Consider the following 16642-nt stretch of genomic DNA (forward strand, 5'->3'; position numbering starts at 1 on the left):
GATAGCGTTAGTGGTGAGCTATCTAAGAAAATGTGGCTTTAACATGGCGGATATAAGGCAAATACTGGCTTCTATCCGCCAATTTGGGCGTTGGTCGGTAGCGACCACTCTCTAACAAAAAATATCGCGATCGCGGCCTACGGCCGCTTATCAAAAAGAACCCCGCCTAAAAAGGCGGGGTTCGTCAGCAATCTGAACCGGCCGAAGCCGGTTTTTTTTATCGCTTTGCAAAGAGCAAAATTACAGCGCTTTAATTTGTGCTGCGAATGCTGCTTTGTAACGAGCTGCTTTGTTCTTGTGGATCAGGCCTTTGGTGGCTGAACGATCAAGAATAGGCTGAACTTGTGCAAAAGCAGCAGTTGCCGCTTCTTTGTCGCCTGCAGCGATAGCTGAAGCAGTTTTCTTCATGTAAGTGCGCATCATAGAGCGACGGCTTGCGTTGTGCTGGCGACGCTTCTCAGACTGGATCGCACGCTTCTTAGCAGATTTGATATTCGCCAAGGGTCTAACTCCCAAATCTTTTTGTTCGGTGACATTTCAAGGCGGAGGACTATGCCTCTTTTTACCTCTATTGTCAATTCATTTGTGCAAAGATCCGCCGCTCCAACGATGTGTTGGCGCTGCGGGGTTATCACAGTTAATATGGCGGCTGATTCTATCAGCATTTCAGCCCCGACGTCACCTATATTTCCATTTCTTCTCTCTGTCAGCGGTTGGGCGACGTGGCGAAGAAAAAAGAAGGCGTGACAGTGACGCGCATTGGGCACGTGTTTTCAAGAGGTAACCGTGAGTAAGCGACTTTTACGCTCTGGGCTCATCGTGAGCACCATGACCTTGGTGTCCCGAGTTTTAGGATTGGTGCGCGATGTGGTCATCGCGAACTTAATGGGTGCAGGGGCGGCCGCCGATGTGTTCTTCTTTGCCAATAAAATTCCGAACTTTCTGCGCCGTTTGTTCGCGGAAGGGGCTTTCTCGCAAGCGTTTGTCCCTGTCTTAACGGAATACCAAGCGCGAGATAAAGATGATGACACTCGCTCGCACTCGCGTGAGCTGGTGGCGAATGTGGTCGGAACCTTGGGAGGGCTGGTCACCCTTGTCACCTTGCTCGGGGTGATCGGCTCGCCAGTGTTAGCGGCGCTGTTTGGTACTGGGTGGTTTGTTGATTGGTTAGAAGGGCGACCTGATGGGGCTAAATTCGAGCTTGCCAGCTTGATGCTCAAGATTACCTTCCCTTATTTGTGGTTTATTACCTTTGTGGCGCTATCAGGGGCGATCCTCAATACCCTCAATAAGTTTGCGGTCTCAAGCTTTACTCCGGTCTTTTTGAATATCGCCATTATTGCAGCGGCGATAGGGATCTCCCCGCATCTTGCCCAACCAGAAATCGGCCTGGCGATGGGGGTGTTTGTTGGGGGCGCGATGCAACTTTTATTTCAACTGCCTTTTTTGTCGCAAGAGGGGATGTTGGTCAAACCTAAATGGGGATGGCGTCATCCTGGGGTTGTGAAAATACGCCAGCTTATGATCCCTGCATTGTTTGGGGTTTCAGTAAGCCAAATTAACCTATTATTCGATACCTTTATCGCCAGTTTCTTGATGACCGGCTCGATCAGTTGGCTGTATTACTCCGACCGCTTGCTGGAGTTTCCACTCGGCTTATTTGGCATCGCGATCGCGACTGTTATTCTCCCTGCGTTATCGAAAAAGCATGTCGACCAGTCTCCGCAACAGTTCGCAGCCACGATGGATTGGGGGGTACGCATGGTGCTTTTGCTTGGGATCCCAGCGATGGCAGGACTCATCGTGCTAGCAAAACCGATGCTGATGGTACTCTTTATGCGGGGGGAATTTGGTGTACCGGATGTTCAGGCGGCAAGTCTATCACTGATGGCATATGCCTGTGGCCTGGTTAACTTTATGGTGATCAAGGTGCTTGCGCCTGGTTACTATGCCCGTCAAGACACCAAAACGCCTGTTAAATACGGGGTCATTGCCATGGTGAGTAACATGGTTTTTAACGCCATTTTTGCTTACTTATTTAGTTATGTCGGGCTTGCGATGGCCACCGCATTATCGGCGGTTATCAACGCTGGCCTTCTCTATCAAGGACTGCACCGTCAGGGGATTTACCGGTTATCACGGGCAACCATTGGCTTTATCGTTAAGCTGCTCTTGGCGGTAAGTGTGATGATCATTGGGTTGTACCTTGTGATGCCAGCGCTGTCTCAGTGGGTATCGATGTCTTTGCTATCGCGTAGCGTCATGCTCGCAGGACTGATTGTAGGTGGTGGGACACTGTACCTTGTCACGGCGTTGTTGGCGGGAGTGAGATTGAGTGACATTCGCCATCATGGGTGATAGAAAACGCGGATTATCAATCCAGGGCTGATTGCCAGCGCTGACTAGTATATAATCCGCCAGTTTTAATAGTTCAAATAGTCAGCAGGCAATGGAATTAATTCGCGGCATCCACAACATCCGGACGCAACACCGAGGCTGTGTACTGACCATCGGTAATTTCGATGGCGTCCACTTGGGCCATCAAGCGGTTTTGCGTCAAGTGGTGGAAAAAGCGAGAGCGCTCGGGCTGCCTGCGACTGTGATGCTGTTTGAGCCACAACCGCTTGAGCTTTTTTTGGGTGAACATGCCCCCGCTCGCCTATCGCGATTGCGCGATAAATATACCCAGCTTGCCAAACTGGGAGTCGATAGGCTGTTGTGCGTGAGTTTTACCCCAGCATTCGCTGCGATGAGCCCTGATGTCTTTGTGGACCGCTTGTTGGTCAATCAATTGGGTGTTAAGTTTCTGGTAGTGGGTGATGACTTTCGTTTTGGTCTTAAGCGAGCGGGCGATTTTTCCCGTTTAGCGCAAGCCGGACAAGAGCATGACTTTGCAGTTGTCAGCACTGAAAGCTTTTGTGTCAGCGATCGTCGCGTGAGTAGCACCGCGATTCGTGATGCGCTTTCCGCCGGTGAGATGAAAGCCGCAGCCGATATGCTGGGGCGCCCATACAGTATCTGTGGCCGGGTTGCCCACGGGCGCAAACTAGGACGAACCATTGGCTTTCCAACGGCGAATGTGTTGCTTAAGCGCCGGGTCTCGCCCGTTTCTGGCGTTTATGCGGTCAGCGTAGCCGGTGCCGTTGAAGGTCAGTCGCTACCAGGGGTCGCGAATGTAGGAAACCGTCCTACGGTCAACGGCACGCGCCAGCAACTCGAAGTACACCTTTTTGATCACACGCTCGACTTATACGGCAAACAGCTTGAAGTGAGCTTATTACATAAGTTGCGTGATGAAACCAAATTTGCGTCAGTTGACGCTTTGAAAATGCAAATTCAACGAGATGCATCAGCCGCGCGTGCGTGGCTGGCTGATGCCAATAATGTCTAGAGTGTAACCTCCATACGGAATCAATAATCAATGAGTGACTACAAAGATACCTTAAACCTGCCGGAAACCGCGTTTCCGATGCGAGGTAATCTTGCTAAGCGTGAGCCTGATATGCTCAAGCGTTGGTACGATGAAGATCTTTACGGTGCAATCCGTCAAGCGAAGAAAGGCAAAAAAACATTTATTTTGCACGACGGTCCTCCGTACGCGAACGGCAACATTCATATTGGTCACTCTGTTAATAAAATTCTCAAAGACATTATTATTAAATCGAAAACGCTGGCGGACTATGACGCACCGTATGTCCCTGGCTGGGACTGCCACGGTCTGCCTATCGAGTTGATGGTAGAGAAAAAAGTCGGCAAGCCAGGTCAGAAGATTTCTACCGCTGAGTTCCGTGAAAAGTGCCGTGAATATGCCGCCAAACAAGTGGAAGGCCAAAAAGCGGACTTTAAACGTCTTGGCGTGTTAGGTGAGTGGGATAAGCCTTACCTGACCATGGATTTTAATACCGAAGCCAATATTATCCGTGCATTGGGTAAAATTGCCGGTAATGGCCACCTACACAAAGGCTTCAAGCCTGTGCATTGGTGTACAGATTGTGGCTCGGCACTCGCTGAAGCCGAAGTTGAGTACCAAGATAAGACCTCACCGTCTATTGACGTGACTTTCCGAGCGGTCGATGAGCAAGCATTGGTCAACGTATTTACACTGGCGGGCGACCACCAAGGTGAAGGCCCAGTGTCAGCGGTGATCTGGACCACCACCCCTTGGACCTTGCCGGCGAACCGTGCGGTCGCGGTCGCGGCGGACTTGGAATATGTCTTAGTACAGGTTGAAGGTGACCAGCCACAGCGCTTGATCCTTGCCGCAGAGCTGGCAAAAGATGTGATGGATCGCGCGGGTATTGAGCACTATCACAACCTTGGTTTCTGTAAAGGTGAAGCGCTAGAGCTTCAACGCGTGCAGCATCCTTTTTACGATTTTGATGTGCCAGTGATCCTAGGTGATCATGTCACCACCGAGTCCGGTACGGGTGTGGTTCACACAGCGCCGGGTCATGGTCAAGAAGACTTTGTGGTAGGACAAAAATACGATCTCGAAGTGGCTAACCCGGTTGGCAGCAATGGTGTTTATCTGCCGGATACGCCACTGTTTGCTGGTCAACACGTGTTCAAAGCCAACGACAATGTGATTGAAGCGCTGAAAACGCACGGCGCGTTGCTGCATCATCACGCGTATGAGCACAGCTACCCGCATTGCTGGCGCCACAAAACACCGATCATTTTCCGCGCGACGCCGCAATGGTTTATTGCTATGGACAAAGCGGGTCTGCGTGACAAAGCGTTGCAAGAGATTCAGAACGTTGAGTGGATCCCAGACTGGGGACAAAGCCGCATTGAGTCGATGGTGGAAGGGCGTCCAGACTGGTGTATTTCTCGTCAGCGTACTTGGGGCGTACCCATCGCCCTGTTCGTGCATAAAGAAACCTCCGAGCTACACCCGGATACGCTCAACCTGATTGAGCAGGTGGCTCAGCGCGTAGAACAAGCCGGTATTCAAGCGTGGTGGGATCTCGATCTTAACGAACTGCTAGGCGATGACGCTGACCAGTACGAGAAAGTTTTGGACACCCTAGATGTGTGGTTTGACTCTGGTGCAACGCATTATGCTGTGGTTAATCAGCGTGATGAGTTTAACGGTCAAGAAGCCGATATGTACTTGGAAGGCTCGGATCAACACCGCGGCTGGTTCCAGTCATCGCTGATGACGTCAGTGGCAATTAAAGGGCAAGCGCCTTACCGCCGCGTACTGACGCATGGCTTCACCGTTGATGGTAACGGTCGCAAAATGTCGAAGTCGCTGGGTAACACCATCATGCCGCAAGATGTGATGAACAAGCTTGGGGCTGACATTCTTCGCTTGTGGGTGGCATCAACCGATTACACTGGCGAAATTAGCGTGTCGGATGAAATTCTAAAACGCAGTGCCGATGCTTATCGTCGTATCCGCAATACCTCGCGCTTCTTGCTCGCTAACCTACACGGTTTTGATCCTAAAACTGACTTGGTTGCGCCAGAAGACTTGGTGGCGGTTGATCGCTGGGCAGTGAGCCGCGCACTTGAGGCGCAACAAGAGATCACTGCTGCGTATGATGCGTGTAACTTCCACCAAGTGACGCAGCGTTTGATGCAGTTCTGCTCGATTGAAATGGGCTCGTTCTACCTCGATATCATCAAGGATCGCCAGTACACGGCCAAAGCAGGCAGCCATGCGCACCGCAGCTGTCAAACGGCGCTGTTCCACATCGTGGAAGCACTGGTACGCTGGATGGCACCGATTATGTCATTTACCGCCGATGAAATCTGGAATGAAATGCCGGGTGAGCGCAACCAGTTTGTCTTCACCGAAGTTTGGTACGACGGCTTATTTGACCTTGAACAGCAGGCTGTGCTCAACCAAGCGTTCTGGGCGAAATTGCTTGATGTGCGTGATGCGGTGAACAAGACCTTGGAGCAAGCGCGCAACGAGAAAGTCATTGGCGGCTCGTTAGAAGCGGAAGTCACGCTCTATGCACCTGCTGATTTTGCCGAGAAGCTGCGCTTGATGGGTGATGAGCTTCGCTTTGTATTACTGACCTCGAAAGCGACCGTGGTTGCCGGTGACGCGCCAGCGTCTGCCACGCAGACGGAGCTTGACGGTTTAGCCGTGGAAGTGGCGGCATCGAGTGCGGCTAAATGTGAGCGCTGTTGGCACCATGTTGCTGACGTCGGCACCATTGCCGGTCATGAAGAGATCTGTGGCCGTTGTGTGACTAATATTGCAGGAGAAGGCGAAAGCCGCCAATTTGCGTGATGCAGACTCTTTCCCTCTCGCAATCAGGTTGGCGCTGGCTTTGGCTGGCGCCGCTGGTCTTTGCACTCGATATCGGCAGTAAATGGCTAGTGATGCAAACCATGGAATATGGGTTTGCTCACCGCATCGAAGTATTGCCTTTCTTTAACCTGACGTATGTGCACAACCATGGCGCGGCGTTCAGCTTTTTAAGTGATGCGGGTGGCTGGCAACGCTGGCTGTTCAGTATCATTGCGCTGGGTGTCAGCGGGCTATTGGCGTATTGGATGCGGCATACTCCGGCCAATAAACGCATGATCAATATCGCTTATGCCATGATCATTGGCGGGGCGCTAGGTAACCTGTTTGATCGCCTTGTTCATGGTTATGTGATTGACTTTCTTGATTTTTACCTCGGTAATTCGCACTGGCCAGCGTTTAACCTCGCCGACTCGGCGATTTGCGTGGGAGCGGCATTAATCATCTTGGATAGTTTTCGCCAAGGCCAGTCATCGACTAAACAAGGATGATGCGTATCTATTCCCATTACCGCGACGTTCTAAAAGGATGAATCATGACAGCAATCACAGCGACTAGCGAAGTCATTATGCACTTTACCATCAAACTTGAAGATGGTTCGGTCGCCGACACCACCCATAATGCCGGTAAACCGGCGAAGCTGGTCATGGGCGATGGCAGCTTGACGGAAAACTTTGAAACGTGCCTTCTTGGGTTAAAAGAAGGTGAGTCGAGCAGCTTCACCTTAGCGCCAGAGGATGCATTCGGCCAACCTAACCCGGATAATATCCATCACATGGATCGCCGCCACTTTGGTGGAGAAACGCCGGCAGAGGAAGGGGCGATCATCGCCTTTAGTGGGCCTCAAGGACAGGAGATCCCAGGGATCATTACCGCAGTCACTGGGGATTCTGTTACGGTTGATTTTAATCACCCACTGGCTGGAAAAACCGTCATTTTTGACGTTGAAATTATAAGTGTGCAATAAAGGCGGACACATGAAGATCTTACTTGCCAATCCCCGTGGTTTTTGCGCAGGGGTTGACCGTGCCATCAGTATTGTTGAGCGAGCGCTGGAAATCTATCAACCTCCCATTTATGTCCGTCATGAAGTGGTACATAACCGCTTTGTGGTGGAAGGGTTAAAACAGCGTGGGGCGATTTTTGTTGAGCAGATCAGTGAAGTGCCCGACGACAATATTGTGATTTTCTCCGCCCACGGCGTGTCTCAGGCCGTACGCAATGAGGCCAAATCGCGTCAGTTAACCGTGTTTGACGCCACGTGTCCGCTGGTAACTAAGGTGCATATGGAAGTGGCCCGTGCCAGCCGTAAGAACATGGAAGTGGTACTGATAGGCCATGCTGGTCACCCTGAAGTGGAAGGCACCATGGGACAATACGCCAGTGAAACCGGTGGGATGTATTTGGTCGAAACCCCAGAGGATGTGTATACCTTGGAGGTGAACGACCCGGATAACCTGCATTATGTCAGTCAAACCACCCTGTCGGTCGACGAAACGGCGGATGTGATTGATACTCTGCGTAAGGTGTTTCCTAATATCCAAGGACCCCGCAAAGACGACATTTGTTACGCCACCCAGAACCGCCAAGATGCGGTGCGAGATCTAGCGCAAAGCTGTGACGTGATGGTGGTTGTCGGCTCAAAAAATAGCTCTAACTCAAACCGTCTGCGTGAGTTATCAGAAAAACTGGGAACGCCAGGTTATTTAACTGACACGGCAGAAGATATTGATCCGGCCTGGTTTGAAGGCAAGCATACGGTTGGGATCACGGCCGGCGCGTCGGCACCAGAAGAGTTAGTGGATCAAATTATCGAGCGAATCAAGCAGCTGGGTGCCACCCATGTTGATAACCTTGCTGGGCGTGAAGAAAACATGTTTTTTGAAGTGCCTAAAGAGCTACAAATTCGTGAAGTCACTTAGGTTGATAATCAATAAAGATAGGGGAGCGAACGCTTCCCTTTTTTTCGCCAATATACAAGTGGCAAGGAACGCGCTAGAGTGATTGGCTACCAAGAAGGAGCCAGTATCACTGGCAGAGTGACAAAGGGGAAAATCATGGTACGTATTGCCATAGCCGGTGCGGCCGGACGCATGGGGCGCAACCTCATTCAAGCGGTTTCAAAGTATCCAGACGCCGTGTTAGGGGCGGCGAGCGAAAGGCCTGAATCTAGCTTAGTTGGCACCGATGCAGGCGAGCTGGCAGGGATCGGTCGCTTGGGAGTGAATGTGGTGGACGATTTGCGTAAAGTCAGTGACGACTTTGACGTGGTGATTGATTTTACTGCTCCCGCTGCGACCTTGGCTAATTTAACGCTGTGCCAAGAAGCCGGTAAGCAACTGGTCATCGGTACCACAGGCTTTGATGAGGCGCAAAAACAAACCATTGAAGAGGCTGCAGCCTCAACAGCCATGGTGATGGCACCCAACTACAGTGTTGGTGTGAACCTTGTCTTCAAATTGCTGGAGCAGGCGGCGAAAGTGATGGGAGGTGAGTGCGACATTGAAATTGTTGAAGCGCACCATCGCCATAAAGTGGACGCCCCATCAGGTACTGCATTAGGTATGGGGGAAGCGATCGCCGGTGCGATGGGGAACCAGCTTAGTGACGTGGCGGTTTATGCCCGTGAGGGAATCACTGGCGAGCGGAGTAAAGACGAGATTGGCTTTGCGACCATTCGAGCCGGTGATATTGTCGGCGAACACACAGCGATGTTTGCCGATATTGGCGAGCGTGTAGAAATCACGCACAAGGCCTCTAACCGCAATACCTTTGCTAAAGGGGCGGTACGTGCCGCGGTATGGCTCAATCAGCATCAACGCGGTTTATACACGATGCAAGATGTCCTCAATCTTAAATAATTATTCATCGCGCTTCGGCGCGATGTTTTTTTATCCTCTCGTGTTTGCTTTTCCATATTTGCTTTTCATTTCTTTGTTTCTTGTTCTTTACACGCCTCTCGTGAGCTTTAGGTGACAAAGTTGCTTTCATAAGCATTTAGTCATGCAAGGTAAACGTTTGCGAGTTTGATTTCATTTTAAAGAGAGAAAAAACGAGCAAGAAAGAAATCCCAATGCACCATTTGGATGTTTTTTGCCCGTAAATCGTGGTTTAAGTTTGCTTTTATAGTGCTTTGATGGTGCTTTGTTAGTGAGTGACTAATAAAATAAAGAAAAATGTTGTGCTTCGATTGACAGGTAGCCGATGCATCCATAGAATGCGCGCAATTTGTCAAAATTCAGCTTGACGCGGGTTTTGATCTTAGATGGAATACGTGAATGCAACGTTAGTCGTAAAAAGTGCATTTCTATATAACTGGAGGTTGTCTTGAGCAAGTCTGCGCTCTTAGTCCTAGAAGATGGGACAGTGTTCCACGGTACCCCGATCGGCGCTGATGGCACCGCGGTGGGAGAAGTGGTTTTCAATACCTCGATGACGGGGTATCAAGAAATACTAACCGACCCCTCTTATTCCCGTCAGATCGTGACACTCACCTATCCCCACATTGGCAACACCGGCACCAACACCGAAGACGAAGAATCTAGCCAAGTCCACGCCCAAGGCCTCGTCATTCGTGATCTCCCTCTGTTAGCCAGCAACTTCCGCAATCAACAATCCCTTTCTGATTACCTCAAACATCACAACATTCTCGGCATTGCCGATATTGATACGCGCAAACTTACGCGATTATTGCGTGAAAAGGGCGCTCAGAATGGTTGTATTGTAGCTGGAGAGAGTGTTGATGAGGCATTGGCGCTGGCGAAAGCGCAGGACTTTCCTGGCTTGAAGGGGATGGATCTTGCCAAGGAGGTGACCACCAAAGAAAGTTACCACTGGACGCAAGGCTCGTGGCAGCTTCATCAAGGCTTGCCTAATGCCGCACCAGAGAGCGAGTTGCCCTATCATGTGGTCGCCTACGATTTTGGCGCCAAGCGCAATATCTTGCGCATGCTGGTTGACCGAGGCTGTCGCTTGACTGTGGTGCCGGCGATGACACCGGCTGATGAGGTGTTGGCGATGAACCCGGATGGGGTTTTCTTATCCAATGGTCCCGGCGATCCCGCGCCATGTGATTATGCCATCGAGGCAACACAAGCGTTTTTAGAAGAAGGCGTGCCTGTCTTTGGTATTTGCTTGGGCCATCAGATATTGGCGCTGGCGAGCGGCGCGAAGACAGTGAAAATGAAATTTGGCCACCACGGCGCTAACCATCCGGTGAAAGACATAGACCGTGGTGTGGTGATGATCACTAGCCAAAACCATGGCTTTGCCGCCGATAAAGACAGCCTGCCAGACACATTAAGAGCTACCCATGTGTCTTTATTTGATGGAAGTTTGCAAGGGATTCATCGCACCGAAAAGCCCGCATTTAGCTTCCAAGGACACCCCGAGGCAAGCCCAGGGCCGCATGATGCTGCCCCTCTTTTTGATCACTTTATCGATCTTATCAAACAACATCGCGCCTAATCGGAGTCGTTGAGCATGCCAAAACGCACAGACATAAAAAGCATTCTTATCCTGGGTGCAGGCCCTATCATCATTGGCCAAGCCTGCGAATTTGACTACTCAGGGGCACAAGCGTGTAAAGCCCTGCGCGAAGAGGGGTATCGTGTCATTCTGGTGAACTCTAACCCAGCCACTATCATGACCGACCCAGAGATGGCGGATGCCACTTACATTGAACCTATTCAGTGGCAAGTGGTGAAACACATTATCGAGAAAGAGCGTCCGGATGCCGTGCTGCCAACCATGGGTGGCCAGACAGGTTTGAACTGCGCCCTGGATCTTGAACGCCATGGTGTGTTGGCAGAATTTGGCGTGGAAATGATTGGCGCCACTGCTGATGCGATTGATAAAGCCGAAGACCGTCATCGCTTTGATGAGGCGATGCAAAGCATCGGTTTAGATTGCCCACGCGCGGGCATCGCCCACAGCATGGATGAGGCGCACAAGGTGCTCGACGAAGTGGGCTTCCCTTGTATTATCCGTCCCTCCTTTACCATGGGGGGCACTGGCGGGGGGATCGCCTACAACCAAGAAGAGTTTAAAGAGATTTGTGAGCGCGGGCTCGATTTATCTCCCACCAATGAGTTGTTGATTGATGAGTCACTTATTGGCTGGAAAGAGTACGAAATGGAAGTGGTGCGGGATAAAAACGACAACTGCATCATTGTCTGCTCGATTGAAAACTTCGACGCCATGGGGGTTCACACGGGTGACTCTATCACGGTCGCACCGGCGCAAACCCTGACTGACAAAGAATATCAATTAATGCGCAATGCATCACTGGCGGTGCTGCGCGAAATTGGCGTTGAAACCGGTGGCTCGAACGTACAGTTTGGTATTAACCCCAAAAATGGCCGCATGGTGATCATCGAGATGAATCCACGTGTGTCACGCTCTTCTGCGCTCGCGTCAAAAGCAACCGGCTTCCCAATTGCCAAAGTGGCGGCCAAACTGGCGGTGGGTTTTACCCTTGATGAATTAATGAACGATATTACCGGTGGCGCGACGCCAGCGTCGTTCGAGCCGACCATTGATTATGTGGTCACTAAGATCCCACGCTTTAACTTTGAAAAATTTGCCGGCGCCAACGACCGCTTAACCACGCAGATGAAATCAGTGGGCGAGGTGATGGCGATTGGACGTAACCAGCAAGAATCATTGCAAAAAGCACTGCGCGGCCTAGAAGTCGGTGCGGCAGGCTTTGACGAAATGGTGAACCTGGATGACGATACGGCATTGACCGAAATCCGCCATGAGCTCAAAGAGCCAGGCGCAGAGCGGATTTGGTATATTGCCGATGCTTTCCGTGCGGGGATGTCGGTTGATGGCGTGTTTAACCTGACCAATATCGACCGTTGGTTCTTGGTGCAAATCGAAGACATCGTCAAACATGAGCAGCAAGTGCGTGAGCAGGGCTTCGCAGGGCTCAATAAAGCCGCATTGCGTCAGTTAAAGCGCAAAGGCTTCTCTGATGCGCGTTTGGCCGCCTTGTTGGGTGTATCAGAAATCGAAGTGCGCAAGTTGCGTGACAAATTTCAGATTCATCCTGTCTATAAACGTGTCGACACCTGTGCTGCTGAGTTCTCGTCTGATACGGCCTATATGTATTCCACCTACGATGAAGAGTGTGAATCACAGCCGATAGATAAGAAGAAAATCATGGTTATTGGCGGTGGGCCAAACCGAATTGGGCAAGGGATCGAGTTCGATTACTGCTGTGTTCACGCGTCATTGGCCCTGCGTGAGGACGGTTTCGAAACCATCATGGTTAACTGTAACCCAGAAACCGTTTCTACCGACTATGACACCTCTGACCGTTTGTACTTTGAACCCATCACTCTAGAAGATGTGTTGGCGATCGTGAACGTTGAAAAACCAGAGGGCGTGATTGTTCAGTACGGCGGACAAACACCACTTAAGCTGGCACGTGACTTAGAGGCCGCTGGCGTGCCGATTATTGGTACCAGTCCTGATGCTATTGACCGCGCCGAAGACCGTGAGCGCTTCCAAGATGCAGTGCAGCGCCTCGGCCTTAAGCAGCCTGCTAACGCGACAGTCACCGCACTGGAGCAAGCGGTGGAGAAGGCCAAAGAAATTGGTTATCCGCTGGTGGTACGTCCGTCTTACGTATTGGGCGGACGGGCGATGGAAATTGTCTATGATGAAACCGATCTGCGCCGCTACTTCAACGAGGCGGTGAGTGTGTCGCATGAGTCGCCAGTCCTGCTGGACCATTTCTTGGATGATGCGACGGAAGTGGATATCGATGCGGTGTGCGATGGTGAAACGGCCGTGATTGGCGGCATCATGGAGCATATCGAGCAAGCTGGCGTGCACTCTGGCGACTCTGCCTGCTCGCTGCCCGCGTATACGTTAAGTGACGATATCCAAGATCGCATGCGTGAACAGGTGCGCAAGCTGGCGTTGGAGTTAGGCGTGAATGGGTTGGTCAACACCCAGTTTGCGGTGAAGGATGATGAAATCTATCTCATCGAGGTGAACCCTCGCGCGGCTCGAACGGTGCCATTTGTCTCTAAAGCGACGGGTGTCCCTCTGGCGAAAATCGCCGCGCGCGTCATGGCTGGTCGCTCCTTGGCTGAGCAAGGGTTTGTTAAAGAGGTGATTCCACCTTATTACTCGGTGAAAGAGGTCGTGCTGCCGTTCAACAAATTCCCAGGGGTTGACCCGCTGCTGGGCCCTGAAATGCGCTCGACCGGTGAGGTGATGGGCGTGGGCGACACCTTTGCCGAGGCGTTTGCCAAAGCGGATCTCGCCTGCGGTAAAGCCTATAGCGAAGGCGGACGAGCGTTGTTATCGGTGCGCAATAATGACAAACAGCGCGTGGTGGATTTGGCAGCGAAGTTACTCAAGCTTGGTTTTGAGCTAGACGCGACCCACGGCACCGCGGTGATCCTTGGTGAGGCGGGCATTAATCCACGTCTGGTCAATAAGGTGCACGAAGGGCGGCCACACATTCTTGATCGCATCAAAAATGGTGAGTACAGCTATATTGTCAACACCACAGAAGGGCGCCAAGCGATTGAAGACTCAAAAGTCTTGCGCCGCGGCGCGCTCGCAGCCAAGGTGAATTATACCACTACGCTGAACGCTGCCTTCGCCACGTGCATGGCGTTAACGGCCGCCGACATGAGCAAGGTCAACCCCGTGCAATCATTGCATGCACGAGTGCTGACCAAATCATAACAGTATGCTTGGCAACGACTATGAGCCCGCCATTTAGGCGGGCTTTTTTTGTTCAGTGAGACTGTGCCAGTGTAGGCTGTAACTGACCGCGGATCAACGCCATATAAAATTCACGCTCAAACTGAGTAATCGGCGAGGGAACATTCTCCGGTTGCGCGTCTTCCTCGGGATGATAATGACTGACCAGTTGCACCACGATATGCTGTTTTCCTGAATCATCTTCCAGAATCCCAGCTAGATTAAAGCTGCCATACAGCGAGCCACTTTTGGCCTTTAAACGCCCTTTTATTGGCGCATGGCGGATGCTCTGACGGTATTTGAGGGTGCCGTCTACACCGGATGTAGGCAGCATTTGGGTCATTTCAAGCTCAGGATGACGAGTGATGTAATGAATCACCTCGGCCAGTTGACGAGCGCTGAGACGATTATTACGAGACAGCCCTGACCCATCGACCAGCACGGCCTGTGATAGGTCAATCCCAGCCTCCTGCAATATCGCTTTCACTGCCGCGACGCCATTGCGATAGGAGCCTGGCTGCTGAAAGTAGCGGCGCCCTAAGGCTTTGAGAAGGTTGTCGGCAATGAGGTTGTCAGAGTCGCGCAGCATCGTGGTGAGCAGGGAGGTAAGGGGCGCTGACTGGTGACGAGCCAACTCGCGAGACTGGCTGGGCGCGCGCGCCACTCGGATATCGCCTTTCACGCGCACATTCAGGCGCGCGAGCTCATCGGCCACAATCGCTTTGACGTAGGTCGAAGGGGTCTGTACGGCAAAGTTAAGCGGTAGAGGGCGTTTTCGATGGGGAAGACAGCCAGAAAAGTAGTATGTATTTTGTCGTGTTGCGCTTAGATCGAGACCACAATGGCTAGCTTCTTGTTCCTCTTTGCTCACCGCACGAGCTTGGTTTTCTACCGAGATTGGCTGGTGGTTAGGGACATGCACGCGTGTCAACGTGCTATCAGGCTGGCTATAAATCGCCCCTTGCACGCAGTTATGATTGAGAGTAATGGCCGTGGAAGGTGCACTGTAGCAAACGGCTAAAATATCCCAAGGCCAGCCAGGCGCGCGGGTGCGACCAGCAAACGCATGCCCATCCAGATAGAGGTTGTTAATGGTATCGAGGCCACGACGCGGTAATTGACTTAGCAGTTGACGAATATCTTTTCGAGTCAGTGAGGGGTCACCGTTAAAAACAAGGGCGACGTCATCACCGGTTTGCACCAATCGCGTAGAGAAACGAAAGGTGTTGGGCAAATAAAGCCGTGCAGCCAAAGCGGTGAGCAGTTTCTGTGTGCTAGCGGGAGGCAGCAGCGCATCGGCTTGCAGGCTGATTTGTGGCTGATTGTGTTGTCCGTCACTGACCCATAGCGCGACTTGGCTGCCTTGGGGAAGTAACGGCGTTAGTTTTTCCAGTGTTAACGACGGCGCGGAGGCCGACGCAAACGGCACGAGGAAAATCGCCATGGGGGCGAGGCGGCGGAAAAGAGCGGACAGCATGGTAAAAGCCTTTTTGTTTGCGCATGCATGCCATCCTACCCTGTCTAGCCTTGAAGACAAGCCGTTCGGGGGTGACCAATGCATGAGTTGGGCTGGAGATTAAGCGGATAGTGGATGGGCGGCTTATGCTATCACCGGATCAGAGATGATTTTGCGCGAATTCTTGTTTACAATCTAAGAAAAGCGTTGAATTCCGCCGCGCCCAGATACTCTGTTTGGGCGTGGCTTTGTTTTGCCAAAATCCCTTTGCTGTGGATTGAAAGAGGTAATGTCATTTATGGATAAAGTGCCAATGACCGTACGCGGTGAGCAGCTGCTACGAGAAGAGCTGGACAAGTTGATCAAGCGTCGCCCTGAGATCTCCAACGCCATTGCAGAGGCGCGTGAACTCGGTGACTTAAAAGAAAACGCAGAATATCATGCGGCTCGTGAAGAGCAGGGCATTTGTGAGGCGCAAATCCGTGATATCGAATACAAGCTGTCGGTGGCACAGGTGATTGATGTCACTAAGATGCCGAATAATGGCAAAGTGATTTTTGGCGCGACGGTCACCTTGATTGATGTGAGCACTGACGAAGAAGTGACCTATCGGATCGTGGGTGATGACGAAGCCGACATCAAAGCGAATTTAATTTCGGTGAATTCTCCCATCGCGCGCGGTCTGATTGGTAAAGAAGAAGGCGAAGAAGTGAGCATCACCACCCCAGGTGGCGTCAAAGAGTTCGAAATTGATAGTGTCGATTACGTATAGGAAAGTGTTACTGAATGTAACTTTTCTCCGATGCTGACACAGTAAAAAGGCCGCAATGCGGCCTTTTTGTTATGCTACAGCACGTCGCTGATCACACACGTGATTATTTGCGTGGTAATTCAATTTTGCGCTCTTCGCTTTGGCGATAAATCACTAAGGTTTTACCGATTACCTGCACTTTTTCGGCGCCTGTTTCCCGAAGGATCGCGTCGACAATCAGGTTTTTGGTTTCACGGTCTTCCGAAGCGACTTTCACTTTAATCAGCTCGTGGTGATCAAGCGCAAGCTCAATTTCAGCGACCACGGCTTCAGTTAAACCGTTGGCGCCCATTAAGACGACAGGCTTAAGCGGGTGAGCCAGTCCTTTGAGATGCTGTTTTTGTTTGGTGCTGAGTTTCATGTTGGCTCGATTTCTATTTGC

The 16642-nt window shown here is 51.5% G+C and carries 13 protein-coding genes; 10 read left to right on the forward strand and 3 right to left on the reverse strand.

Features of this window, described 5'->3' with window-relative positions; genetic code table 11:
- Positions 1 to 240: 240 nt before the first annotated feature.
- The gene (gene rpsT / locus BZG74_RS14150) at positions 241 to 501 is read right to left on the reverse strand and encodes a 30S ribosomal protein S20 (RefSeq protein ID WP_046075100.1); all 261 of its coding nucleotides are present in this window, start codon (positions 499 to 501) and stop codon (positions 241 to 243) included.
- A gap of 285 nt (positions 502 to 786) precedes the next feature.
- Here rpsT and murJ point away from each other — a divergent pair, with 285 nt between their 5' ends.
- The 9 genes from murJ (at position 787) to carB (ending at position 13975) form a co-directional block, all read left to right on the forward strand.
- Entirely contained in the window at positions 787 to 2358 is a 1572-nt protein-coding gene (murJ, locus tag BZG74_RS14155) for a murein biosynthesis integral membrane protein MurJ (RefSeq protein WP_077773184.1), read from the forward strand.
- 91 nt (positions 2359 to 2449) lie between these two features.
- Positions 2450 to 3391, forward strand: a complete 942-nt coding sequence (gene ribF / locus BZG74_RS14160; RefSeq protein WP_077773185.1) for a bifunctional riboflavin kinase/FAD synthetase — start codon at positions 2450 to 2452, stop codon at positions 3389 to 3391.
- A 30-nt stretch (positions 3392 to 3421) separates the two neighbouring features.
- Positions 3422 to 6247, forward strand: a complete 2826-nt coding sequence (gene ileS, locus BZG74_RS14165) for an isoleucine--tRNA ligase (RefSeq protein WP_077773186.1) — start codon at positions 3422 to 3424, stop codon at positions 6245 to 6247.
- A complete protein-coding gene (lspA, locus tag BZG74_RS14170) occupies positions 6247 to 6756 on the forward strand; it encodes a signal peptidase II (protein ID WP_077773187.1) in 510 nt (169 codons plus the stop codon). The genes ileS and lspA overlap by 1 nt, the downstream gene beginning before the upstream one ends.
- A 44-nt stretch (positions 6757 to 6800) precedes the next feature.
- Positions 6801 to 7232 carry an FKBP-type peptidyl-prolyl cis-trans isomerase gene (gene fkpB / locus BZG74_RS14175; protein WP_077773188.1) on the forward strand — a complete coding sequence of 144 codons (432 nt, stop codon included), beginning with the start codon at positions 6801 to 6803 and terminating at the stop codon, positions 7230 to 7232.
- Positions 7233 to 7242: 10 nt separating this feature from the next.
- On the forward strand, positions 7243 to 8187 hold the full coding sequence (ispH, locus tag BZG74_RS14180; RefSeq protein WP_077773189.1) for a 4-hydroxy-3-methylbut-2-enyl diphosphate reductase: 945 nt from the start codon (positions 7243 to 7245) through the stop codon (positions 8185 to 8187).
- A gap of 135 nt (positions 8188 to 8322) precedes the next feature.
- Positions 8323 to 9126, forward strand: a complete 804-nt coding sequence (gene dapB, locus BZG74_RS14185; RefSeq protein ID WP_077773213.1) for a 4-hydroxy-tetrahydrodipicolinate reductase — start codon at positions 8323 to 8325, stop codon at positions 9124 to 9126.
- A 466-nt stretch (positions 9127 to 9592) separates the two neighbouring features.
- Positions 9593 to 10732: a glutamine-hydrolyzing carbamoyl-phosphate synthase small subunit gene (gene carA, locus BZG74_RS14190; RefSeq protein WP_077773190.1), complete on the forward strand. Its 1140-nt coding sequence runs from the start codon at positions 9593 to 9595 to the stop codon at positions 10730 to 10732.
- Between the two features lie 15 nt (positions 10733 to 10747).
- Positions 10748 to 13975 carry a carbamoyl-phosphate synthase large subunit gene (gene carB, locus BZG74_RS14195; protein WP_077773191.1) on the forward strand — a complete coding sequence of 1076 codons (3228 nt, stop codon included), beginning with the start codon at positions 10748 to 10750 and terminating at the stop codon, positions 13973 to 13975.
- Between the two features lie 52 nt (positions 13976 to 14027).
- On the opposite strand, the gene dacB is transcribed toward carB, so the two are convergent.
- Positions 14028 to 15470, reverse strand: coding sequence for a serine-type D-Ala-D-Ala carboxypeptidase (gene dacB, locus BZG74_RS14200; RefSeq protein WP_077773192.1), 1443 nt, complete (start codon positions 15468 to 15470; stop codon positions 14028 to 14030).
- 277 nt (positions 15471 to 15747) lie between these two features.
- Here dacB and greA point away from each other — a divergent pair, with 277 nt between their 5' ends.
- Positions 15748 to 16221: a transcription elongation factor GreA gene (gene greA / locus BZG74_RS14205; protein WP_046075110.1), complete on the forward strand. Its 474-nt coding sequence runs from the start codon at positions 15748 to 15750 to the stop codon at positions 16219 to 16221.
- A gap of 103 nt (positions 16222 to 16324) precedes the next feature.
- Here greA and yhbY read toward each other — a convergent pair whose 3' ends face one another.
- Entirely contained in the window at positions 16325 to 16621 is a 297-nt protein-coding gene (gene yhbY, locus BZG74_RS14210; protein ID WP_077773193.1) for a ribosome assembly RNA-binding protein YhbY, read from the reverse strand.
- Between the last annotated feature and the right edge of the window lie 21 nt (positions 16622 to 16642).

The organism is Salinivibrio sharmensis (assembly GCF_001995985.1).
Lineage (GTDB): Bacteria > Pseudomonadota > Gammaproteobacteria > Enterobacterales > Vibrionaceae > Salinivibrio > Salinivibrio sharmensis.